This is a genomic window from Rothia nasimurium, assembly GCF_928391935.1.
Taxonomy (GTDB): domain Bacteria; phylum Actinomycetota; class Actinomycetes; order Actinomycetales; family Micrococcaceae; genus Rothia; species Rothia nasimurium_D.
Map to the genome: position 1 here is coordinate 79084 of NZ_CAKMTD010000008.1, position 24026 is coordinate 103109.

The window sequence follows — 24026 nt, forward strand, 5'->3', positions numbered from 1 at the left end:
GTTTTAGAAAGAAGCAATCGACTCATGCAGGTACATAAGTACGACGTCGTAATCATCGGCGCAGGCGGCGCAGGTATGCGAGCCGCTATCGAAGCTGGTCAGCGCGTGCGCACCGCAGTGCTCACCAAGCTCTACCCCACCCGCTCCCACACCGGTGCCGCCCAGGGTGGCATGTGTGCAGCCCTGGCCAACGTAGAAGAGGACAACTGGGAGTGGCATACCTTTGACACCATCAAGGGCGGCGACTACCTGGTTGACCAGGACTCCGCTGAGGTCATGGCCAAGGAAGCCATCGACGCGGTCCTTGATCTTGAAAAGATGGGCCTTCCCTTCAACCGCACCCCCGAGGGCCGTATCGACCAGCGTCGCTTCGGCGGCCACACCCGCGACCACGGTAAGGCCCCTGTGCGCCGCGCCTGCTACGCAGCAGACCGCACCGGCCACATGATTCTGCAGACCCTCTACCAGAACTGCGTCAAGCACAACGTCGAATTCTTCAACGAATACTACGTCCTTGACCTGGTCATGGTTGAGGACGAAAACGGCGTCCGCCGCCCCGCAGGCGTCGTCTCCTACGATCTGGCAACCGGTGAAGTCCACGTCTTCCAGGCCAAGAGCGTCATCTTCGCCTCCGGCGGTTGTGGCAAGATCTTCAAGACCACCTCCAACGCCCACACCCTCACCGGTGACGGCATGGCTATCGCCCTGCGTAACGGTATCCCCCTGGAAGACATGGAGTTCGTCCAGTTCCACCCCACCGGCCTGGCAGGCCTGGGTATCCTCGTCTCCGAGGCTGCCCGTGGTGAGGGCGGTATCCTGCGTAACTCCGACGGCGAACGCTTCATGGAACGCTACGCCCCCACCATCAAGGACCTCGCCCCCCGCGACATCGTTGCCCGCTCCATGGCCAACGAAGTCCGCGAAGGCCGCGGCTGTGGCCCCAACAAGGATTACGTCCTGCTGGACCTCACCCACCTGGAACCGGCCCACATCGACGAGAAGCTCCCGGACATCACCGAGTTCGCCCGCACCTACCTGGGTGTAGAACCCTACACTGAGCCCGTCCCGGTCTTCCCCACCGCCCACTACGCCATGGGTGGTATCCCCACTAACATCAAGGCTGAAGTCCACGCAAACTCTGAGGACATCATCCCCGGCCTGTACGCCGCTGGTGAGGTTGCCTGTGTGTCCGTCCACGGCTCCAACCGTCTGGGCACCAACTCCCTGCTCGACATCAACGTCTTCGGTAAGCGGGCCGGTATCTACGCGGCAGAATACGCAGCCTCCGCTGACTTCCTGCCCATCCCCGACGACGCCGCCGACTCCACCCTGAACCTGCTCAACCAGATTCTCACCGGCGAAGGCACCGAAAAGGTTGGCCAGCTACGCAAGGAACTGCAGGACGTCATGGACGCCGACATGCAGGTCTTCCGCACCGAAGCAACCATCCACAACGCCGTCAACAAGATTGTTGAACTGGAAGAGCGATACAAGAACATCCAGATCCAGGACAAGGGTAAGCGTTTCAACCTTGACCTGCTCGAAGCCGTAGAGCTCGGCTTCCTGCTGGAACTGGCCAAGGTCATGTCAGTGGCAGCCCTCCACCGCAAGGAATCCCGTGGCGGCCACTTCCGTGAGGACTACCCCGACCGCGACGACGCCAACTTCATGAAGCACTCAATGGTCTACCTTGACGAGAACGCTGAGATGGAAGGCATCAAGGGCCTGCGCTTCGACACCAAGCCCGTCACCTTCACCCGCTACGAACCGATGGAGCGTAAGTACTAAAATGGCTGATTTTGAAGCACGTGAACCCGAATCCAAGGTTGAGCTGAAGTCTGAGTCAGGCGAAGCGGGCGCTATCCCCACCTTCGACGTGACTGTCCAGGTCCGCCGCTACAACCCTGAGATTTCTTCTGAAGCTCACTGGGATGAATTTAAGCTGACCATGTACGGCACCGACCGTGTGCTCGATGCCCTGCACAAGATCAAGTGGGAGATCGACGGCTCGCTGTCCTTCCGCCGCTCCTGTGCCCACGGCATCTGTGGCTCCGACGCCATGCGCATCAACGGCCGCAACCGCCTGGCCTGCAAGACCCTGCTCAAGGACCTGGACCTGTCCAAGCCCATCACCGTTGAGCCCATCAAGGGTCTGCCCTGCGAGAAGGATCTCATCGTTGATATGGAGCCCTTCTTCCAGGCCTACCGCGAAATCATGCCCTTCTTGGTCAACGACACCAACGAACCCGAGCGTGAACGCCTCCAGTCCCAGGAAGACCGCGCCCGTTTCGATGACACCACCAAGTGCATCCTCTGCGCCGCCTGTACCTCATCCTGCCCCGTCTTCTGGACCGACGGTCAGTACTTCGGTCCGGCAGCGATTGTGAACGCCCACCGCTTCATCTTCGACTCCCGAGACGATGCAGGTGACATGCGCCTGGAGATTCTGAATGACAAGGAAGGCGTCTGGCGTTGCCGCACCACCTTCAACTGCACCGAGGCCTGCCCTCGCGGCATTGAAATCACCAAGGCAATCGCCGAGGTCAAGCAGGCAATCCTGGCCCGCTCCCTCTAAGCCCTAGAAGACAGTGCTCCTGGAACCTTATGTTCCAGGAGCACTGTTTTGTTTCCCCCAGGAGAGAGGGCTTGGCCGGTTCCTGGACCATAAGTTCAAGGGGCAGGGGCTTTGGCGCTACTCTATATACATGACGTCCACACCCTACGCCGCGCAGACCCTGAACCTGGGGTCCCCTATCTTCGCCCAGCGTCTCCGCTCCCTCCTCCCTGATCTTGTTAAGTTCCGGCGGGACGTCCACCAGAACCCTGAACTTTCCTACCTGGAGAACAAGACCACAGAGCGGATTTTCCGCACCCTCACCGAGGCCGGGCTGGCACCTAAGCACCTCAAGGGAACCGGCTGCTACGTTGACGTGGGGGAGGGGCCCATCGCCGTTGCCCTCCGCGCTGACATTGACGCCCTGCCCATCCAGGAGGTCACCGACCTGCCCTACGCCTCCTGCGTCGACGGCGTCATGCACGCCTGCGGGCACGATATTCACCAGACCGTCATGCTCGGCGTCGCTATCGCCCTGAAACGCCTCCACGACGAGATCCCCCTCGGCGGGACCGTCCGCGTCATTTTCCAGCCGGCTGAAGAACAACTGCCCGGCGGGGCCGTGGACGTCATTGCCCAGGGCATCCTTGAGGGCGTGCCCCGGGCCTTTGCCCTGCACTGCGAACCCAAGGTGGACGTCGGCAAAATTGGCACCCGTATCGGGGCTATCACCAGTGCTTCTGACACCATCAAAATCACCCTCAAGGGCCGCGGCGGCCACACCTCCCGCCCCCACCTGACCGAAGACGTCATCTATGCCCTCTCCCAAATCGCTATTAACGTCCCGGCTGTGCTCTCCCGCATGACGGACGTCCGCTCCGGCGTGCTGGTCGCCTGGGGGCAGGTTGAGGCTGGGGTGGCCCCCAATGCCATCCCCTCCACTGCTTTTCTGGCGGGCACCATGCGCTGCCTGGACGCTGACGTGTGGAAGCAGGCCGGGACCATGCTCGATGACATCGTCGAACAGATTGCCGCCCCCTACGGGGTGGACGTCGAGCTAGAGCACTACCGGGGCGTCCCACCGTCGGTTAATACCGAAGACGAAGTCTCCATGATTGAAGCCGCCTCCCGCGCAGAACTGGGGGAGGACTCCGTAGTGCTGGTAGAGCAGTCCATGGGCGGGGAAGACTTCGCCTGGATGTTGCAGGAAGTTCCCGGAGCCCTCATCCGCCTGGGCACCCGCACCCCCGGCGGGCCCACCTTTGACCTCCACCAGGGGGACTACGCCCCCGACGAGCGTTGCATCGAATACGGGGTGCAGGTTATGGCAGCTACCGCCCTGCGGGCCATCCGCACCGAACTCGCCGCCCGCGCCTAAGATCTGACAAGCACATCCACACCCCAAGGCGAGCCCCTGCCCTGTCTGCCTGACGGACAGGGCAGGGGCATATCTGTGGGTAAATACCTGAGGGCTGTGATTAATTAGCAGGAATGTGTATTAGTCGTCACGGAAAATCAAGTGAGACCGGGGTGAAAGGGAAGCTGAATCACACTAAGATGTGTTGTGTTACGCAAAATTACCCCGGCACGCCACCATCACACACAGCTGCTATACACAGCAGGCAGCCCGGGCAACATGAAAAGGACCTCCATGGCTCTCTCACGCAAGCACATCGCTTCCACCGGTTCGATCCTCGGCGTCTCCGCCCTCCTGCTAGCCGGCTGTGGCGCAGCCCCCGAAGCATCCTCCTCCGCATCCGGCGACGCCAAGGACTACCTTGGCTGCATCGTCTCCGACTTCGGTGGCTTCCAGGACAAGTCCTTCAACCAGAACTCCTACAAGGGCCTGAAGGACGCTGTTAACGAATACGGCATCAACTTCAAGGAAGCAGAATCCAAGTCAGAACCCGACTACGTTCCTAACCTCGACGCCATGGTCCAGAACGGCTGCAACATCACCGTTACCGTCGGCTTCGGTCTGGCCAAGGCTACCGCAGAAGTAGCAGAAGCTAACCCCGACCTGCACTTCACCATCGTCGATGACAACTCCATCGAGCTGCCCAACGTCCGCCCCATCGTCTTCGACACCGCCCAGGCTGCCTTCCAGGCAGGCTACGTAGCTGCCTCCCAGACCAAGACCGGTAAGGTTGCAACCTACGGCGGCATGGAATTCCCCACCGTCACCATCTTCATGGACGGCTTCGCCCAGGGTGTTAAGTACTACAACGAGCAGAAGGGCGCCAACGTTGAGGTCCTCGGCTGGAACACCGAAGCCCAGTCAGGTACCTTCACCGGTGACTTCGAAGACGCCTCCAAGGGCAAGACCAACACCCAGAACTTCCTCGACCAGGGCGCTGACATCATCCTGCCCGTCGCTGGCCCCGTGGGTGTAGGTACCCTGGAAGCAGTCAAGGAATACAACGCAACCTCACCTGAGAACCCCGCCTCAGTTGTTTGGGTTGACGCCGACGGCTTCGAAACCAACCCCGAATTCCAGGACATCATCCTGACCTCCATCATGAAGAAGATGGACGCCGCCATCACCGAAACCATCAAGTCAGACATGGACGGCAACTTCACCTCTGACGCCTACATCGGCACCCTCGAGAACGACGGCGTCGGTCTGGCCCCCTTCCACAACTTCGACTCAGCTGTTTCCGCTGAAACCAAGGCTGAACTCGACAAGATCAAGGAAGACATCATCGCCGGCACCATCAAGGTTGAAACTGCCGGTTCACCCACCAAGTAGAGGTATCGTTAGCGCAAGCTAACTGACCGAACGGCTCACACTCCCTTTCCTCAGGTCAGGGGTGTGAGCCGTTTGTGTGGTAAAACTACCAGCCCAGCTCGCTGTCCACCCCACAGCAGAGGAAACCCACCCGGCCTAACCGTTAAACGGTAGAACCCGCTAAACTAGGTAGGCACAACCCAACTAGCACATCGCGCCTACGGCTGCGGCGTGCCGTCCGGTTCTCACGAGAAAGCCACCCCATGAAACTCGAACTGCGCCAGGTCACCAAGCGCTTCGGTGACTTCACAGCTAACGACAGTATCGACCTGACGGTCAACCCCGGCACAGTCCACTGCCTCCTGGGCGAAAACGGCGCGGGTAAATCAACTCTCATGAACGTCATCTTCGGCCTCTACCAGCCCACCGAAGGCCAGCTCTACATTGATGACAAGCCCGTCAACTTCAACGGCCCCTCAGACGCTATGGCTGCCGGAATCGGCATGGTCCACCAGCACTTCATGCTGGTTCCTGTCTTTACCGTCGCTGAGAACGTGGCCCTGGGGTCCGAATCCATCAAGGGCGGCACCCTGGATCTCGAAACCACCCGCCAGAAGATCCGCGAAATCTCCGACCGCTACGGCTTTGCTGTCGATCCCGACGCCATCGTTGAAGACCTGCCCGTTGGCGTGCAGCAGCGCGTCGAAATTATCAAGGCCCTGGTGCGCGACGCCGAAATCCTGATTCTGGACGAGCCCACCGCCGTCCTCACCCCGGCTGAAACCGACCAGCTGCTGGGCATCATGGACCAGCTCCGCAAGGACGGCAAGTCCCTACTCTTCATCTCCCACAAGCTCCGCGAAGTCCGCGAAATCTCAGACGACATCACCGTCATCCGCCGCGGCAAGGTCGTCGGCCACGCAGACCCGTCAATGTCCACCACCGAACTGGCCTCCCTCATGGTCGGTAAGGCCGTCCAGCTCACCGTCGACAAGAACGAAGCACAGACCAACGACAAGACCTTCGAGGTCAAAGACCTCACCCTGGTCGCAAGCAACGGCGTGCCCCTGCTCAAGGACGTCAGCTTCACCGTTCACGGCGGCGAAATCCTCGCCGTCGCCGGTGTGCAGGGCAACGGCCAGACCGAACTAGCAGAATCCATCATCGGCCTACACCCCAAGGCCACCGGATCCATGAAACTGGGCGGCACCGAACTGCTGGGCATGACCACCAAACAGGTCCTCCGCGCAGGCGTCGGCTTCGTACCCGAAGACCGCAGCAAGGACGGCCTCATCGGATCCTTCTCCATCTCAGAGAACCTGATCCTCGACCTCTTCGACACCCCCGAATTCTCCTCCGCAGGCACCCTCAAACGAGCTGCCATCTCTGCCAACGCAGACCGCGCAGGCACCGAATTCGACATCCGCATGGGCTCCAAGGAACACACCGCCTCCACCCTCTCCGGCGGTAACCAACAGAAGATCGTCGTAGCCCGCGAACTCTCCCGCCCCCTCGAACTCTTCGTCGCCTCCCAGCCCACCCGCGGCGTCGACGTCGGCTCCATCGAATTCATCCACAAACGCATCGTCGCCGAACGAGACAAGGGCGTCCCCGTCATCATCGTCTCCACCGAACTCGACGAAGTCTACGGCCTCGCAGACCGCATCGCCGTCTTCTTCCACGGCGAACTCATGGGCATCGTCCCGCCGGACACCCCCCGCTCCGTCCTCGGCCAAATGATGGCAGGAGCCACCTACGACGAAGCCCTCGCCGCCGCCAAAACCGACGAGATCCCCAGCGCCTCCCACGCCAAGCACCTGGCCACCGAACCCACTACCCAGGCAGAAGGAAAATAAGCCGTGAGCGACCAGAAGCCCGCAGCCCAGCAGAACACACCTGCCCAGGCCACAGAAACAAACCCAGCCCCGGCAACCGCCGCCCAGCAGATCGTCCCCGCTGAAAAGCCCTCCGCCTTCGCCCGCATCGCAGGCGGCGGCATCGGCCTCTCCATCGGCGCAGCCCTCGCAGCCTTCTTCGTCGGCGGCATCCTCATCGCCTTCACCGACCCCGAAACCCAGGCGGCCTCCAAGTACTTCTTCGCCCGTCCCATGGACACCATCAGCGCAGCCTGGTCAGCAGCATTCGACGCTTACCTAGCCCTGCTCCAAGGTGCCGTCTACAACCCCAACGGCCGAAACTTCGCCCAGCAGATCCGACCCATCACCGAAACCCTCACCGTCGCCACCCCCCTCATCTTCGCCGGTCTTGCCGTCGCCCTCTCCTTCCGCGCCGGCCTCTTCAACATCGGTGCCCAGGGCCAGGTAATCCTCGGTGCAATCGTCTCAGGCTGGGTAGCACTCAACGCAGGCCTGCCCCTAGCCGCCATGATCCCCCTCATCCTGATCAGCGGCCTCCTCGGCGGCGCCATCTGGGGTGGCATCATTGGCGTCCTCAAAGCCAAAACCGGCGCCCACGAAGTCATCCTGTCCATCATGATGAACTACATCGCCGCCAACCTCCTCGTCTACCTCCTGAAGACGCCCGTCCTGCAGGCTGAGGGAAGCTCCAACCCGATCTCAGAATCACTGGACAAAAACGCAATCTTCCCCCTCCTCATCGGCCAGCCCTTCCGCCTCCACCTCGGCTTCCTGGTGGCCCTCGCCGCCGTCGCCTTCGTCGCCTGGCTCCTCAACCGATCCACCATCGGCTTCCGCCTCCGCGCCGTCGGCGCCAACCCCAACGCCGCCCGCACCGCCGGTATCTCCGTTGCCAGCGGCTACATCATCGTCATGGCAATCTCAGGCGCCCTCGCCGGCCTTGCAGGCGCAACCCAGGTCGCAGGCACTGAAAAAGTCATCACCCCCGGTATCGCAGCCTCCCTCGGCTTCGACGCCATCACCGTAGCCCTCCTAGGCCGCTCCAAGCCGCTCGGCACCTTCTTCGCGGCCCTCCTCTTCGGCGCCTTCCGCGCAGGAGGCGTCTCCATGCAGGTCAACACCGGCACCGCCATCGACATCGTCCTGGTCCTCCAGGCCCTCATCGTCCTCTTCATCGCCGCGCCCCCGCTCGTCCGCGCACTCTTCCGCCTGCCCGACCCCAGCGGCAAACCCAAGAAAAAGTCCACCAAGAAAAAGGCCGTGGAGGCATAACCATGAGCGTAGCGTCAACCCCGGCACCCGCCACCGAAAACAGCCCTGAGACCCTCGCCGTCAAAAACTGGAAAAACCCAGTCATTTACAGCGTCCTTGGTGTCCTCACCTCCCTCCTCATCGTCCTCAAGGCGCCCAAATCCACCATCACCCTCAAATACTCTGACGGTGTGAGCTGGTTCCAAGCCGCCCCCGTTCACATCAACCCGGTCATCTACGGCTGGATTGCAGCGACCATCATGCTCGGCGTCGCTGGCTACGCCCTCATCACCACCAACGCCGGTAAGCTCCAGCCCCGCTGGGTAGCCCCCCTCTTCTGGTTCGCTTTCGCCACCGGCCTGCTCGTCTGGGCGATCGCATCCACCACCAAACCCGAGCTCTCCCTGGTCTCCCTACTCAACGGTGCCCTCCTGCTCTCCATCCCCATGATCTTCGGTTCCATGGGCGGCCTGCTCTGTGAGCGCTCCGGCATCGTCAACATCGCCATCGAAGGCCAGCTCCTGCTGGGCGCCTTCTCCGCAGTCCTGGTCGGCTCCGTCACCCAAAACCCCTGGATCGGCCTGCTTGCAGCAATCATCGGCGGCATGCTGGTCTCAGCAATCCTCGCCTCCTTCGCCATCAAGTACCTGGTAGACCAGGTCATCGTCGGCGTCGTCGTCAACGTCCTCGTCTCAGGTCTGACCGGCTTCCTCTTCTCCCGAGTCCTTGAGCCCAACGCCTCCACCCTTAACTCCGCACCGCGCCTCCCGGCCTTCCCGATTCCGGGCCTGTCCGAGATCCCCGTTGTGGGCCCCGTCCTCTTCAACCAGAACGTCCTGGTCTACCTCATGTACCTTGTGGTAGGCGCTATCTGGTTCGCCCTCAACAAGACCCGCTGGGGCCTGCGTACCCGCGCCGTCGGCGAACACCCCAAGGCAGCTGACACCCTGGGTGTGAACGTCAACCGTCTCCGTGCTACCAACGTCCTACTTGCTGGTGCTGTAGCCGGTATGGGTGGTGCCTTCTTCACCCTGGTCTCCGTGTCTTCCTTCAACTCGGATATGACCGCAGGTCAGGGCTACATCGCCCTTGCAGCCCTCATCTTCGGACGCTGGACCCCCCTCGGGGCCCTCTCCGCCTCCCTGCTGTTCGGCTTCTCCCTGAACCTGCAATACGTCCTTTCCATTCTGGGAACCTCAGTACCTACCGAACTGCTTGCCATGATGCCCTACCTGGTCACCATCTTCGCAGTCGCTGGTCTGGTGGGCCGTTCCCGTGGCCCCGCCGCGGTCGGCACCCCCTACGTCAAGGAGTAGGGCCGGACGGGCGGCTAGAGTATGGCGCCCCCAGGTCAAGGAACAGGGCCGGACGGGCGCAGGGAAGCCAGGAGCGCCATTCGGGGTATACAGCCTCGCAGGCTCGGCTGATTCCGCAAACTTTTTATTTCCTCGCGCGCTCGGAAAAGTTTGCTCCATCCGATCCACGCACTGGCTTGCCGCGTATCTTTCGGGCGCCTTAGCGGGCCAGCAACCTACGGCGCGTGGCCGCTACCTTCATGGAGGGTAGCGGCCACAGCCGTCTTAAGGTTCGCGCGTATGGGGCGTCCGCTTCCGCCTCAACCTCCCCGTACCTGTAGAAAAACAAAGGAAGATACCAATGACTTCACAAGATATTGACTGGGATCAGCTCACCGCTGCTGCCACCGCAGCCCTGGCGAACTCCTACTCGCCCTACTCCAACTTTGCCGTCGGCGTGGCGGCCCTGACCACCGACGGGCGCCTGATTACCGGCGCCAATATCGAAAACGCCTCCTACGGGCTGACCCTCTGCGCCGAATGCTCCCTGATTTCTGAGCTCTTCCGCACCGGCGGCGGCAAACTGGCTGCCTTCGCCTGCGTCGATAAGGACGGCAACGCCCTCATGCCCTGCGGCCGTTGCCGCCAGCTCCTCTACGAGCACAGCACCCCAGGTATGCTCCTGCGCTCCACCAGCGGGGTGCTCACCATCGAGCAGATGTTACCCGACGCCTTTGGGCCCGACCGGCTGAGCTAAAGAAGCCCGACCTGTCATACTGGATACAGAACACTAATCATCTGACGAGAAGATACAAGGACGCGGGCGGCGCAGGACCCCCGCCCCGGAAAGGCCCCACCGTGAGCACCGAAGCTTTCGACGCCGTAGACATCATCCGTATCAAGCGCGACCGAGGAACCCTCAGCCCCGAACACATTGACTGGGTCATCGACGCCTACACCCGCGGGGTCGTCGCCGACGAGCAGATGAGCGCCCTGGCCATGGCTATCTTCCTCAACGGCATGAACCGCCAAGAAATCGCCCGCTGGACGGACGCCATGATCCGCTCCGGCGAACGCATGGACTTCTCCTCCATCATCGGCCCCGGCAAAAAAATCGCCACCGCCGACAAGCACTCCACCGGCGGCGTCGGCGACAAGATCACCCTGCCCCTGGCCCCGCTGGTTGCCGTCTATAACGTCGCTGTTCCCCAGCTCTCCGGCCGCGGCCTCGGCCACACCGGCGGCACCCTCGACAAGCTTGAAGCTATCCCCGGCTGGCAGGCCAACATCTCCAACGAAAAGACCCTCGACATCCTGGGGAGCGTCGGTGCGGTTATCTCAGCGGCAGGATCCGGCCTGGCCCCCGCCGACAAGAAGCTCTACGCCCTACGCGACACCACCTCCACTGTTGAAGCCATCCCCCTCATTGCTTCCTCCATCATGAGCAAGAAAATCGCTGAGGGCACCGACTCCCTGGTGCTCGACGTCAAGGTCGGCTCCGGTGCCTTCATGAAGGACGCCGCCCGCGCCCGCGAACTAGCAGAGGTCATGGTAGAGCTGGGGGAGGGGGCAGGCGTCAAAACCAGTGCCCTCCTCACTAACATGGACACCCCCCTGGGCCTGGCCGTCGGCAACGCCAATGAAGTCGCCGAATCCGTAGAGGTCCTAGCCGGGGGTGGCCCCGCTGACATCATTGAACTCACCGTCGAACTGGCCCGGGTCATGCTCCGCAACTCCGGTATCGACGCCGACCCCGCCGAGGCTCTTGCAGACGGCCGCGCCATGGACAAGTGGCGCGAGATGATCTCCGCCCAGGGCGGCAACCCCGACGCCCCCCTGCCCGAACCCCGTGAAACCCACACCATCTACGCAGAAGCCACCGGCACCCTCACCCGCCTCGACGCCCTGGCCGTCGGCGTCGCATCCTGGCGCCTGGGCGCAGGCCGCGCCCGCAAGGAAGACGCCGTGCAGCTCGCTGCCGGTATCAACCTGCACGCCAAGCCCGGCGATACCGTCACCGCAGGCCAGCCCCTCATGACCCTCATGACCGACACCCCCGAACGCTTCGACCGAGCCCTCCAAGCCCTCGACGGCGCCTGGAGCATCGGAGGCACCTACACCCCCGTCGACACCATCATCGACCGAATCAACGCCTAAAACTCGCACCCCCAGAAAGAGGACACCATGGGCATCTTTAGCCGCAAGAAAAAGCAAGCAGAGCTCACCACCCCAGCAGCTGCTCCTGCCCCCCAAGCAGCAGAAGTCGCACCGATTCTCGGCACCGATTCAGCTGCCGTCCCTGCCGAGCAGGTAACCGACACAGCTGTGGCTGAAAGCCCTGCGGTCTCCAACGATCGAGATGTCCTGGCCCCTGCACTTGCAACGGAATCCTTGCCGGTCGCTGGAACCGAAGAGGCCCGCCCTGAACTCGGTGCCGGCCTACGGTCTGTCGTTGCCCTCATGCGCTCCAAGGGCGAAGGGCAGGTAACCCTTAACCTGGTTCAAGAAGGCAACGATATGGACTACACCCTGCAGGTGCGCGGCCAGCAGGTTGAATCGGGGCGCATCAACCCCGGTGGCGAATGGTTTGACGTTGTTGCCGACCTCTACGTTGAAGAGAAGGAAAGCCCTCGCGGAGTCTTTACCCGGGCCCTGATTGTGGTTAGCCCCGACGTCAGCGGCAACTCATCCGTGACCGCCTCCTTCCTGAACACGGAAACCGGCAAGACCAGCAACATGAATTACAGCCTGGCCTCTGGCGCTGGCGCGGGTGTTGGCGCTGGCGCTGTGACCGGGAATGAGGCATCTGCCGTCGATGCTAGCCCTGTGGGTGCCGAAACCTCCCACGGCCTTCCTGCTTCAGCCCACTCAGCCCCCGGTAGCACAGCATCGCCGACCGACTTACCGGAAGAAACCGGCGCAGATTCGGCTCACTCACCCCAGGAGGCCGGTGAGGCTGACCTCCCCGCAGACGGCGAAAAGGCCCAGGCAGCGGACGAAGCAAGGAACACTACCGGTAGCACCGAAGCAGATACCACCGGGGCCGCTGACCTGGAGACCGCTTCTTCAGGAGCTGCAATTGCCGCTACCTCGTCAGAACCTGCTGCCACTACTGACCTAGCTGAGAATGCTGGTTTTGCTACCGCTACTGACGCTGCTGGTTCTGCCAACACTCCTGGCGCTTTCAACACTGCTGACGCTGCAACCGGCGCTGCTTCCACCGAGTCCCTGGACGGCGACGAGGCTTCTGCAACCCCTGAAACTCTTGCAGGTTCTTCCTCTGAGTCCTTCGTCGGCGACTCAGCAACAACCCCGGAAGGGGCCGTCGTCGCCTCCGCCGCTGCCCAGCAGCCCGCCACCGCAACCCCGACCCACCAGCGCAACGACAACGAGCTGCCCGCCCACATCGATGATTCCACCTTCATCACCGAAGACCACGCAGACCAGGGCGCAGGCGAACCCCTGAACACCCAGCCGGTCGCCTCAACCCACGTGCCCGCCCACGCAGCAGACAGCCCCGCCGACACCGCGTCCGAACGCTACATCCCGGCCCACAGCGCAACCCAGGCCAACCTGGACGCCCCCACCACCGGCCTTACCTACGACGTGGCACCCTCCTTCGCCTCAACCGCCCCCACCAAGCCCTCCGCCACGGAGAAGGCAGCAGGTAACCTGGTCCTCACCGAGGCCGACGTCGTCGCCCGCTTCGCCCCCGCCTACGAGGCCCTCTTCGGCCCCAACGGCACCGCCCGCGACGTCTCCACCGTCCTCATCCGGGTCCGTGCCCTCGGCTCCTACTACGACGCCCTCACCCACGTGCGTCGCAACGGCTTCTGGGAACAGGTCCGCACCTTTGACCTGATCCCCGAAGAAACCCTGGCAATCCTGCAACTTAAGGCAGACTCCTACAAGGAAGGCCACGGCTCCCCGCTGGCTATGACCATCCGCTTCACCCCCGGAACCCCGGTCGAAACCGCCTTCGACTACGGCAACGAGGAAGCCTTCGTCCGCTACCCTGAGCGTCTCCCCGCCCAGCAGTACGTCGAAGAGCTCCGCATGTTCCCCCGCACCGGCGACAAAATCCCGGCCCACCTCAACGAAGCCCTGGCTTCCTGGACCTACTAAACCCAGCACCCCCACCCCATAGGACGTCCGCCCCGGCCCAGCCCCACCGACAGGCACCGCCGGGGCGGCGCCCTACCCGGCCCCACCCCGCAAGGAGCACCATGACCGAGAACCAGCCCAATCTCACCTGGATCCAGCAGCTACCCAAGGTCTGCCTACACGACCACCTCGACGGCGGCCTCATGCCCGAAACTCTCATCGAACTGGCCGCTCAGGTAGGGCACACCCTGCCCACCACAGACCCCGACCACCTAGCTGCCTGGTTCAAAGAAGCCGCTGACTCCCGCTCCCTGGAACGGTACCTTGAAACCTTCGAACACACGGTGGCCGTCCTGCAGACCGCAGACAACCTGCGTCGGGTAGCACGCGACCACGTCCTCACCCTCGCCGCCGACGGCGTCATCTACGGGGAGGTGCGCTGGGCCCCCGAACTCCATACCCGCGGGGGCCTCACCTACGGGGAAGCTGTTGAAGCCGTCGCCGACGGGCTCATGGACGGTATGGAAGAAGTAGGACGCGCCGGGGGGCGGATCCTGGTCAACCAGATTCTCTGCGCCATGCGTCAGAACCAGAACTCAGTGGACGTCGTCAAGACCGCCCTGAACTACAGGCACCTGGGAGTCGTGGGCTTCGACCTGGCAGGACCAGAAGACGGCCACCCCGTCAGCGAGCACGCCGAAGCCCTCAACCTTGCCGCTGAGAACTTTCTGCCGGTGACCCTGCATGCCGGTGAAGCCTACGGTCTCGACTCCATCACGGAGGCCCTCACCACCGGACGGGCCCTACGCCTAGGCCACGGAGTGCGTATCACCGAAGACATCACCGCCCGGACCCTGGCTGAACTTGACCCCGACGGGCAGCTGATGCCCGGCGCCGACCCCAACCAGACCGTCCTGCAACTGGGCGCCGCCGCAGAATGGGTCAAGAACCGTCGGATTACCCTTGAAACCTGCCCCTGCTCCAACCTTCAGACGGACGCCGCCGAAAAGGCCGCCAACGTGGGGCATCATCGTCCCTTCGACCCTGCCCGTCAGCACGCCGACCACCCCGCTGCCCTGCTCCTACAGGCGGGCTTCGCCGTAACCATTAACCCCGACAACCGCCTGATGAGCGCCACCAGCATGACCCGAGAATTCGCTGAGCTGGCCCTGAACCACGGCTTTGGCCTGCCCGACTTCTTTGAGGTGACCTTCCACGCCATCAACGGGGCCTTCTGCTCCCACGATGAAAAGCAGGCCCTGATCCAGAGCATCCAGGCTGTTTACGGCCAGCTGGCCCTCCAAGAGCAGCAAGATCAGCAGGGGCAGGACGGCGCCGCCCCGCCTCCCAGCGCAGGTGCCGTCGATCCCGGTCAGGCAACCTTCTAATGCCCGAGGGAAAGGTGAGAAGGGGAGAAGAAGCCACTGCAGGGGAAGGGCTGGAGCAGTTGCTCCATCTCTTTGCCACCTTGCGGAACCCCGGCGGCTGTGCCTGGACTGCCGCCCAGACCCACCAGAGCATCATGCACTACCTGGTGGAGGAAACCTACGAGGTGGTTGAGGCTGTTGAAGCCACCGGGGGAGTTAACCTGCCCCTGCTCCGCGAAGAGCTGGGGGATGTCCTCCTGAATGTCATCTTCCATGCCCAGCTGGCCTCAGAAGTACCTGCCGAGCAGGGCGGCTTTGACCTTACCGACGTCATCCAGGGTCTCAGCGACAAGCTTATCCGCCGCAACCCCCACGTCTTTGGCAGCCGGGCAGGCCAGGGCCACCCCACCGCTCAAGATATCTACGACACCTGGGATGCCATCAAGCAAGCCGAAAAGCCGGAACGCACCGGCGTCCTGGACGGTATACCCCCGGGCCTGCCTGCGCTCGCCTCAGCCGCTGCCCTCCAGGGCAAGCTGGCCAAGGTGGGGGAGGGGCCCAGGGCTGAGGGGCAGGACGCCCCCGGCCCGGTTCCCCCCTTCACCTCCGAAGAGGAGCTCGGTGCCTACCTCTACCAGGTGGTTGCTTCTGCCCGGTCTGCCGGGCTGGACGCAGAGCGGGCCCTGCGTGCCTACAACCGGGGCGTTATTGAAGCCTTCGATAGCTAGGGCTGGGTTGATTGGTTGGTTGGGCTGGGCCTGAGAGGGCTGGGGCTGGCGGGCGTAGCCGAGGTTACAGCGTGAGGGGGCTGTAATACCTGTTCACAGGAAAAGTGGGGTGGGAGAATAGAAGCGGTTTGATGTTGTGACCGGTTGGTCATTAACCAACAAAACCTCACCATGAGCGAAATTAGCGTGGGAATTGTTGAATTCCTGTGTGCTTATGTGGGTTTTTTGGTAGACTGAGAGCCATAAACGCGCCGGGGGCTTCGGCAAGAGCCAGCTCCCAGAGCAGCCCGCTCAGCGCTATACAGCCATCCCACTTTCTTATCCTCCAAGGAGCATATTCATGGCTTTGATTACCGCAGTTCACGCTCGTCAGATTCTTGACTCACGCGGCAACCCCACCGTCGAGGTAGAGGTCCTGCTCGAAGACGGCGCTTTCGGCCGCGCAGCAGTTCCCTCAGGCGCTTCCACCGGTGAATGGGAAGCAGTAGAGCGCCGCGACGGCGACAAGGCTGTTTACCTGGGCAAGGGCGTTCTCGGCGCTGTCTCAGCAGTCATTGACGAAATCGCTGAAGAAGTGATCGGCATTGACGCAACCGACCAGCGTGCTGTTGACGCAGCCATGATCGCCCTGGACGGCACCAACAACAAGGGCAAGCTCGGCGCAAACGCTATCCTCGGCGTTTCCATGGCCGTTGCTAAGGCTGCAGCTGAGTCCTCAGACCTGCCCCTCTACAAGTACCTGGGCGGCCCCAACGCTCACGTCCTGCCCGTTCCCATGATGAACATCCTCAACGGTGGCTCACACGCTGACTCCAACGTTGACATCCAGGAATTCATGATCGCCCCCATCGGCTTCGACACCTTCTCCGCTGCCCTGCAGGCTGGCGTTGAGGTATACCACGCCCTCAAGAGCGTTCTGCACGACCGCGGCCTGTCCACCGGCCTGGGCGACGAAGGTGGCTTCGCCCCCAACCTCGACTCCAACGCTGCTGCACTTGACCTGATCATCGAGGCTATCGAGAAGGCCGGCTACAAGCCCGGTGAAGAAATCGCCCTGGCTCTGGACGTCGCTTCCTCCGAGTTCTACAACGACGGCGCTTACGAGTTCGAAGGCCAGAAGAAGTCTGCAGCTGAAATGTCTGCCTACTACGCTGACCTGGTTGCTAAGTACCCCCTCGTTTCCATCGAGGACCCCCTGGACGAGAACGACTGGGACGGCTACAAGACCCTCACCGCCGAAATCGGCGACAAGGTTCAGATTGTTGGCGACGACCTCTTCGTGACCAACCCCGAGCGTCTGGCTAAGGGCATCGAGGGTGGCGCTGCCAACGCCCTGCTGGTCAAGGTCAACCAGATCGGTTCACTGACTGAGACCTTCGACGCTATGAGCCTGGCTCAGCGTTCCGAGTACCGTTGCATGGTTTCACACCGTTCAGGTGAAACCGAGGATGTCACCATCGCTGACCTGGCTGTTGCTACCAACGCTGGCCAGATTAAGACCGGTGCTCCCGCCCGCTCCGAGCGCGTTGCTAAGTACAACCAGCTGCTGCGCATTGAAGAAGAGCTCGGCGAGCAGGCTGTTTACGCAGGCAAGGGTGCTTTCCCCCGCTTCGCAAAGTAGTCTTTTCCTCTCTCACGTGAGAGATTGAGGACGCTCCCGCCCCGGCCAGGTTTCCCCCCTGGCCGGGGCACTGCCCTTTAAGGACGAAGGCAGGAACCGTTCAGCGGGTGCCCAGTTCAGGCGGTAAAATAGGAAAATCACGGACGAGAGGGCAGGAAGAGCATTTATGGCACGCACACCGGGTAAGAAACCCAACCCCATCGCAGCCTACTTCGGCTTCGGCACCCCGGCGCGGCCGTCCGCCCCCACCAAAAATCAGGCCAAGGGCAGGCCTGCCAGGACGCAACCAGCCGCCCCCAAAACCTTCGACCTGAGCAACCCCTCAGCCCGGGCCAGCTCAGACGAAGGCGGCCTCACAGCCCCCGTAGCAGCCCATGCGTTCAGCGGCCACTTCGTCACCCTAGCCATCGTGCTGGTGGTTGTTGCCCTCACCGTCTACAACCCGCTGACCAGCTACATCAAACAAGGCAACGAGATCAAGAGCGCCCAAGAAAACATCGCCGCACTTGAAGCAGAAAAACAGGCCCTAGAAGCGCAAGTGAGCTGGTGGCAGGACGACAACTACGTCAAGCAACAAGCCAAGAGCCGCCTCTTCTACGTTGAACCGGGGGAGACCCCCTACCTGGTGGTAGGGGCTGACACCGGCCAAGAGCTGGCAGATGACACCAGCGTGGCGGCCCTGACGGCCCCCGAAGATTCGTGGACCACAAAACTCTGGGGGTCCCTGCAGATCGCCGCTGAAGACACCTCCGTTAGTCCACCACGGCCGACACCCAGCCAATCTGCAGCACCGAGCGACACGGCAACCAGCGCAGGACCTGAAGAACCTGCCGGGGCCGGGCCCAGCACAACCGCTGAGCCCACCGCGCAACCGTCCGCCGGAACCACCCCCGAAGGCACCGGCCGCTAACCGGCCCCCGCCACCCCCACCGAACCTACCAGCCGGTAGGTAGACTAGAACCTAAACAGCTAACCCACCCGAAGGACATTATGACCACCCACCAGCCGCACGGCTTCGGCGTCACCGCCGAGACTCTCAGCCCCACCGAGCTCGACCTTACAGTGCTCTCAGCGCAGCTCGGCCGCACCGTGCGTGACGTGGTCGAAATTCCCGCCCGCTGTATCTGCGGCAACCCCCTGGTCGCCGCCACCGCCCCGCGCCTAGCCAACGGGTCCCCCTTCCCCACCACCTTCTACCTGGCCCACCCCGTCATCACCGCCGCCGCCTCCCGCCTAGAGGCAGAAGGGGCCATGTACGAGATGACCGACGAGGTTGCCGACAACGAAGACAAGGCGGCAGCCTACCGGGGCGCCCACGAAAACTACCTGGCCGAGCGCGAACGTATCCGCCTCAAGGCCGGCCTCGACGAGGTACCCGAAATTGAGGGCGTGTCCGCTGGCGGTATGCCCACCCGCGTCAAGTGCCTGCACGCCGTCCTCGGCCACACCCTGGCCGTCGGTCGTGGAATCAACCCCTACGGCGACGCCACCTTAGACCTCATTGCAGAATGGTGGACCCCCGAAACCTGCCACTGCGACCCTACCTGGCGCGACTAAGCCCAGCCCCGACCGTCCTGACCCCACAAGCCCCAGGGAGAAACCCATGCGTGTAGGAGCTATCGACTGCGGAACCAACTCCATCCGCCTGCTCATTGCCGATGTTGAGATCACCGAAACCGGCCCTGTGCTCCACGAGCTGGAGCGCCGTATGAAGATTGTGCGCCTGGGCAAGGGCGTGGACGCCACCGGCTGGCTGGCCAAGGAATCCCTGGACCGTACCTTTGCCGCCGCCCGCGAGTACGCTGACCTGCTGCGGGACTACGGGGTAACCGACGTCCGGTTTGCCGCCACCAGCGCCACCCGCGACGCCGGCAACCGGAAAATCTTTACAGACGGAATCCGGCAGATCCTGGGCGTAGAACCCGAGGTCATCACCGGCCGGGAAGAGGCTGAACTGTCCTTTGCCGGGGCGGTCTCGTCCGTGGGTAATACCGAGGCCATGACCCTGGTGGTCGACCTAGGCGGCGGCTCCACCGAATTCGTCCTGGGCAATAAGGACGGGGTAGCGGCAGCTAAATCTGTGGATATCGGCTGCGTGCGCATGACCGAGCGCCACATCAGCTCAGACCCGGCCAACGTCACCCAGATTTCCCGCGTCATTGCCGACACCGACAAGGCCATTGCTACCGCCCTCTCAACCGTTGACCTGTCCAAGGCCGAGCGTATTGTGGGGGTCGCCGGGACCGTCACCACGGTGGTGGCCCACGCCCTGGGCCTGGACGCCTATGATCCTGACCGAATCGACCGCTCCGAAATTTCCATCAAGGCCGTCTCTAACACCGCCGCCGACATGGTGGCGATGACCAGCGCCCAGCGGGCAGCCCTGCCCTACATGCACGAGGGCCGCGTAGATGTGATTCCGGCAGGCTCGGTCGTCTGGGCCCGCATCTGTGAACGCGTCAGTGCCCTGACAGGCGGGGCAATCACTACCGTCATTGCCTCAGAAAAGGACATCCTCGACGGCCTGGCCCTGTCGGTCGCAACCCGCGCCAACCACTAGAAATCCCAGGTCCATGCCTAGACTGCGACCCCTGACCCTTCTTGCTGCTACCTGCCTTGCCCTGCTGGGCGGGACACTCACGTCCCTACCCGGGCAAGCAACCACCACCAAGCCAAGCCCCAGCGCGTCAACCAGCGCAAGCCCCAGCAAGGCGCCTACCGCTCTGCCTTCGGTGCAGACAACCCGAACCCCCAAGGGGGACTCGATTCGGGCCCGCCAGTACTGGCTCACCGAGTACGGGATCAGCGACCTCTGGGATCAGGCCACAGGCAAGGGCGTCACCGTCGCCGTCATCGACACCGGCGTGGACGGCACCCACCAGGACCTTAAAAAGAACGTCTCACCCGGCTACGATGCCTCGACCGGCACCACCAAAAGTAAGGGCTGGACGGGCCTGGGGCTAGAACCAGAGCACGGCACCCTGGTTGCCTCCATCATTGCTGGTCACGGGCACAATGACGGCACCACCCCATCCAACCCCGGGGAACCCGGCGACTCAGCGGGCATGCTGGGCGTCGCCCCCGAAGCCACAATCTTGCCCGTCTCCCTGGAAATGGGAACAGCCGAGGCCGGGACCCGCTCCATTGACGAGCAGATACCCGACGCCGTCCAATGGGCAGTTGATCAGGGGGCGGATATCATCAACCTCTCTGTCGGCTCCGATAAGACCACCTGGCCCCAGTCCTGGGACGAGGCTTTCACCTACGCTGAAGAAAAGGGTGTCGTCATTATTGCCTCGGCCGGTAACCGGGGTGCTGGCCTCACCCAGGTCGGGGCCCCGGCCACCATGCCCGGGGTGTTGACCGTTGGCGGGGTGGATAAGAACCAGGTGGCCTCAGAAGAGTCCTCCTCCCAGGGTATTTCTATTGCTGTGGCGGCCCCGGCAGAATCCATGATCGGGGCTATCCCCGGCAACAAGTACGCCACCTGGTCAGGCACCTCCGCAGCCGCCCCTATCGTCGCCGGGGTTGCTGCCCTGATTATGGAAAAATACCCGGATTTGACCGGGAACCAGGTGATCGAGCGGATTATCAGCTCAGCCGACGACGCCGGGGACAAGGGCCGCGACGCCCTCTACGGTTACGGGATTCTCAACCCGGCCAAGGCCCTTGCCTCTGACACCCCGGACGATACGGATACCAACCCCCTCGGGTCTATGGCCGAGTGGGAAAAGGTCCACCGGAAGCACTCTGCAGAAGCCAGTGAAACGCCCAGCCAGGAGCCTGTCCACCAGGCAGGCGAAACCATTGAGGAGGCCGCCGCCCCCCAGCCGGTGCGTCCCGTCGAAGACTCCGGAATCCTCCCCTTTATCGTGTTAGCTGCCTTTGCCCTCTGGGTGGGAATCATCAGCCTGGGCACCATCAGGCAACTGGGCTGGCTTATCCGCCACCCCCGCCGGTAGGGGCCCTGCCGTTTCTGCAGGTAGGACGGCGAGGCGCTACTTCCTGGGCCCCGTCTGGGGGAGGGGAAGAGGTGAAGACTGCCTTCATCTGCTTCTCACATCACCCTCATAGAGGGCTGAAAGACTGGGGTATAACACCCCGCAATAGCTGAGAGCAAAATATGCTCAAAACTATGCTTAAGCCCCTCAAAAGTGGCAAGATAAGCATGGAGACTTTTTGCCGGGTGACCGGTTATCCCTATGACAGGAAGAACAAACACGAATGGCATTCAATAAGATTGCACAGGACCGCCCTCGCGTCCTGATCGTCGGTGGCGGCTACGTTGGCTTCACCGTTGCTAAGAAGATTCAGAAGGTCATCAAGGAATCCGGTGGCGTCGTCACCGTCGTTGATCCCAACCCCTACATGACCTACCAGCCCTTCCTCCCCGAGGTTGCTGCAGGTTCCATGGAGGGCCGCAACGCTACCGTGCCCCTGCGCCAGCACCTGCGTGACTCCGAAATCATTGGTGGCCGCGTCATTGCTGTGAACCACGCAAGCAAGACCGCTACCATCGAGCCCATCAACGCTGGTGAGCCTTTCGAGCTGACCTACGATGAGATCGTCCTGGGTGCCGGTGCTGTGACTCGTGCCTTCCCGATCCCCGGCCTGGCTGAGGTCGCTATCGGTATGAAGACCGTTGAAGAGGCCGTGTCTGTTCGTAACTGGGTTCTGGAGCGCCTGGAAGTTGCCTCCATTGAGACTGACGAGGACGCCCGCCGTCGCGCCCTGACCTTCGTGATTGTTGGTGGCGGTTTCGCCGGTGTTGAAACCATCTCTGAACTTGAAGATATGGCCCGTGAGGCTGTGAACCGCAACGACCGCCTGCGCGTGTCTGACCTGCGCTTCGTCATGGTTGAGGCTGCCCCCCGCATCATGCCTGAGGTTCCTGCTGACCGCGCTGAGAAGGTTGTTGCTGAGCTGCGTGCCCGTGGCATTGAGGTCCTGCTGAACACCTCCCTGTCTGACGCTACTGACGGCCACCTGAAGCTGATCAACATGGGCGACAAGTCACCTGCTGGTGAGCTTGAGACTGACACCCTGATTTGGACTGCCGGTGTTGCTGCGTCCCCCATGCTTAAGGACACCGACTTCCCCATTGACGAGCGTGGCCGTGTGCGTGTTCAGCCTGACCTGCGTGTTGCTGGCGATGAGGGCGTTATTGAGGACGCCTGGGCTGCTGGCGATAACGCTGCTGTGCCTGACCTTTCCGGTGGCGGCGTCGGTGGCTTCTGCGTCCCCAACGCCCAGCACGCTTCCCGTCAGGCTCTGAAGCTGGCTGAGAACCTGCTGGCTAAGCGCCGCGGTGAGGCCCTGACTGATTACTACCACGAGACCATTGGTGTTGTTGCTGGTCTGGGTCTGTGGAAGGGCGTTGCTAACTTCAAGGGTAAGACCATCGGTGGCCCCCTGGCTTGGCTCATGCACCGCGGCTACCACGGTACCGCTATCCCCACCACTGAGCGTACTGCCCGCGTGATGGCTACCTGGGCCCTGAACCAGGTCTTTGGCCGCGATACTTCGTCGATTCGTCACCAGCGTTCACCTCGCCGGGCCTTCCAGCAGGCTACCGGCACCGCCCCCGAGAAGGCTAAGGCAAAGCTCTAAGCGCTTTTCTGGTATAAAGGTATAAGCAGTAAGCGCTCGCCGGGTTGTGGCCCGGCGGGCGCCTGCTCAAGGCCCTATAGCCCAATTGGCAGAGGCAGAAGACTTAAAATCTTTGTGTTCCGGGTTCGAGTCCCGGTGGGGCTACAAAACAAATGGCATGTCACTATGCGCGAAGCGCAGACATGCCATTTGTTTTGTAGCCTGGCGTTCAAAATCGCCACCGATGTGGCGATTTTAGCCAGCTGAAACTGTACTGACGCCATAATGCGCGAAGCGCGGGCGTACTCTCTTTTTTGTAGCCTGGCGTTTAGCGTGGGGTAACGCTTGCACGGCATATCGTTGAACGATAATATTGATAAACAATAGTATTGAAAAACGATATGTGGTTGGTATTGGGGGTTCATAAGAACACCTCCGTCCGACCGGTAAGGAGGCGACTGTGCCTACTGATGTTCCCAGAAAGAAAAGTTTCTGGTCGATGGATGTAACTGTACTGGCTATGCTCTGCAGCCTGTTTCTTGTCACCTACATCCTGAATGTATTTGTCGATCAGAAGTTCCATACCTTCCTCAGCCCGGCCATCGAAGGCGGAATCAGCTTTGACCTGGCAGCCGGAGGTCCTTTTGCATATCTTATGGCAGGCTTTGTGCTTAAATCGGTGAGCCTGTTTCTTGCTATCTGGGGTATGTGGTTTATTTTGAATCGCATTAAGAGGGGGCAGTTATACTCCCACAAGACGTCACGAGGTACTGTTCTTGTAGCTTGGGACTGTCAGGAAAACGGTGTAAACCCTCCCAACCCCAACAGGAGAAAATAACACCATGACAACAGAACACCAACTCGCCCAAAACCTCATCACCCAAGCCAAAGAACAAGGCCTAGACCTCAGCA

19 protein-coding genes and 1 tRNA gene are annotated in these 24026 nt (G+C 62.1%); all 20 read left to right on the forward strand.

Annotated elements, in window-relative coordinates; genetic code table 11:
• Positions 1 to 24 precede the first annotated feature (24 nt).
• The 20 genes from sdhA to L7A15_RS08840 all read left to right on the forward strand — a co-directional run bounded on the left by sdhA (position 25) and on the right by L7A15_RS08840 (position 23952).
• Positions 25 to 1788, forward strand: coding sequence for a succinate dehydrogenase flavoprotein subunit (gene sdhA / locus L7A15_RS08745; RefSeq protein ID WP_237189368.1), 1764 nt, complete (start codon positions 25 to 27; stop codon positions 1786 to 1788).
• A gap of 1 nt (position 1789) precedes the next feature.
• Positions 1790 to 2575, forward strand: a complete 786-nt coding sequence (locus tag L7A15_RS08750) for a succinate dehydrogenase iron-sulfur subunit (protein ID WP_237189369.1) — start codon at positions 1790 to 1792, stop codon at positions 2573 to 2575.
• 130 nt (positions 2576 to 2705) lie between these two features.
• Positions 2706 to 3932 (forward strand): amidohydrolase, encoded by a 1227-nt coding sequence (locus L7A15_RS08755; protein WP_237208164.1) that lies wholly within the window; start codon positions 2706 to 2708, stop codon positions 3930 to 3932.
• Positions 3933 to 4190: 258 nt separating this feature from the next.
• Positions 4191 to 5303 (forward strand): BMP family lipoprotein, encoded by a 1113-nt coding sequence (locus L7A15_RS08760; RefSeq protein WP_423816880.1) that lies wholly within the window; start codon positions 4191 to 4193, stop codon positions 5301 to 5303.
• 242 nt (positions 5304 to 5545) lie between these two features.
• Positions 5546 to 7138, forward strand: a complete 1593-nt coding sequence (locus tag L7A15_RS08765; protein WP_237189372.1) for an ABC transporter ATP-binding protein — start codon at positions 5546 to 5548, stop codon at positions 7136 to 7138.
• 3 nt (positions 7139 to 7141) lie between these two features.
• Positions 7142 to 8431, forward strand: a complete 1290-nt coding sequence (locus L7A15_RS08770) for an ABC transporter permease (RefSeq protein ID WP_423816686.1) — start codon at positions 7142 to 7144, stop codon at positions 8429 to 8431.
• Positions 8432 to 8433: 2 nt separating this feature from the next.
• A complete protein-coding gene (locus tag L7A15_RS08775) occupies positions 8434 to 9726 on the forward strand; it encodes an ABC transporter permease (RefSeq protein ID WP_237208165.1) in 1293 nt (430 codons plus the stop codon).
• A 340-nt stretch (positions 9727 to 10066) separates the two neighbouring features.
• The gene (locus L7A15_RS08780) at positions 10067 to 10462 is read left to right on the forward strand and encodes a cytidine deaminase (RefSeq protein WP_237189374.1); all 396 of its coding nucleotides are present in this window, start codon (positions 10067 to 10069) and stop codon (positions 10460 to 10462) included.
• Between the two features lie 101 nt (positions 10463 to 10563).
• Positions 10564 to 11862, forward strand: coding sequence for a thymidine phosphorylase (locus L7A15_RS08785; protein ID WP_237189375.1), 1299 nt, complete (start codon positions 10564 to 10566; stop codon positions 11860 to 11862).
• A gap of 27 nt (positions 11863 to 11889) precedes the next feature.
• Positions 11890 to 13830: a hypothetical protein gene (locus L7A15_RS08790; RefSeq protein WP_237208166.1), complete on the forward strand. Its 1941-nt coding sequence runs from the start codon at positions 11890 to 11892 to the stop codon at positions 13828 to 13830.
• A 101-nt stretch (positions 13831 to 13931) separates the two neighbouring features.
• Positions 13932 to 15197 carry an adenosine deaminase gene (locus tag L7A15_RS08795; protein ID WP_237208167.1) on the forward strand — a complete coding sequence of 422 codons (1266 nt, stop codon included), beginning with the start codon at positions 13932 to 13934 and terminating at the stop codon, positions 15195 to 15197.
• Positions 15198 to 15211: 14 nt separating this feature from the next.
• A complete protein-coding gene (locus tag L7A15_RS08800; RefSeq protein ID WP_237212431.1) occupies positions 15212 to 15904 on the forward strand; it encodes a MazG nucleotide pyrophosphohydrolase domain-containing protein in 693 nt (230 codons plus the stop codon).
• 340 nt (positions 15905 to 16244) lie between these two features.
• Positions 16245 to 17525 carry a phosphopyruvate hydratase gene (gene eno / locus L7A15_RS08805; RefSeq protein WP_237208169.1) on the forward strand — a complete coding sequence of 427 codons (1281 nt, stop codon included), beginning with the start codon at positions 16245 to 16247 and terminating at the stop codon, positions 17523 to 17525.
• Between the two features lie 166 nt (positions 17526 to 17691).
• Positions 17692 to 18435 carry a septum formation initiator family protein gene (locus L7A15_RS08810; RefSeq protein ID WP_237208170.1) on the forward strand — a complete coding sequence of 248 codons (744 nt, stop codon included), beginning with the start codon at positions 17692 to 17694 and terminating at the stop codon, positions 18433 to 18435.
• A gap of 80 nt (positions 18436 to 18515) precedes the next feature.
• Positions 18516 to 19082, forward strand: coding sequence for a DUF501 domain-containing protein (locus L7A15_RS08815; protein WP_237200501.1), 567 nt, complete (start codon positions 18516 to 18518; stop codon positions 19080 to 19082).
• A 46-nt stretch (positions 19083 to 19128) separates the two neighbouring features.
• Positions 19129 to 20085, forward strand: a complete 957-nt coding sequence (locus tag L7A15_RS08820; protein ID WP_237208171.1) for a Ppx/GppA phosphatase family protein — start codon at positions 19129 to 19131, stop codon at positions 20083 to 20085.
• A 13-nt stretch (positions 20086 to 20098) separates the two neighbouring features.
• Positions 20099 to 21487, forward strand: a complete 1389-nt coding sequence (locus L7A15_RS08825) for a S8 family peptidase (protein WP_237208172.1) — start codon at positions 20099 to 20101, stop codon at positions 21485 to 21487.
• 262 nt (positions 21488 to 21749) lie between these two features.
• The gene (locus L7A15_RS08830) at positions 21750 to 23135 is read left to right on the forward strand and encodes an NAD(P)/FAD-dependent oxidoreductase (protein ID WP_237189422.1); all 1386 of its coding nucleotides are present in this window, start codon (positions 21750 to 21752) and stop codon (positions 23133 to 23135) included.
• Positions 23136 to 23205: 70 nt separating this feature from the next.
• Positions 23206 to 23279: transfer RNA gene (locus tag L7A15_RS08835), tRNA-Leu, on the forward strand.
• 295 nt (positions 23280 to 23574) lie between these two features.
• On the forward strand, positions 23575 to 23952 hold the full coding sequence (locus L7A15_RS08840; RefSeq protein WP_237212433.1) for a hypothetical protein: 378 nt from the start codon (positions 23575 to 23577) through the stop codon (positions 23950 to 23952).
• The last annotated feature ends 74 nt before the right edge of the window (positions 23953 to 24026 follow it).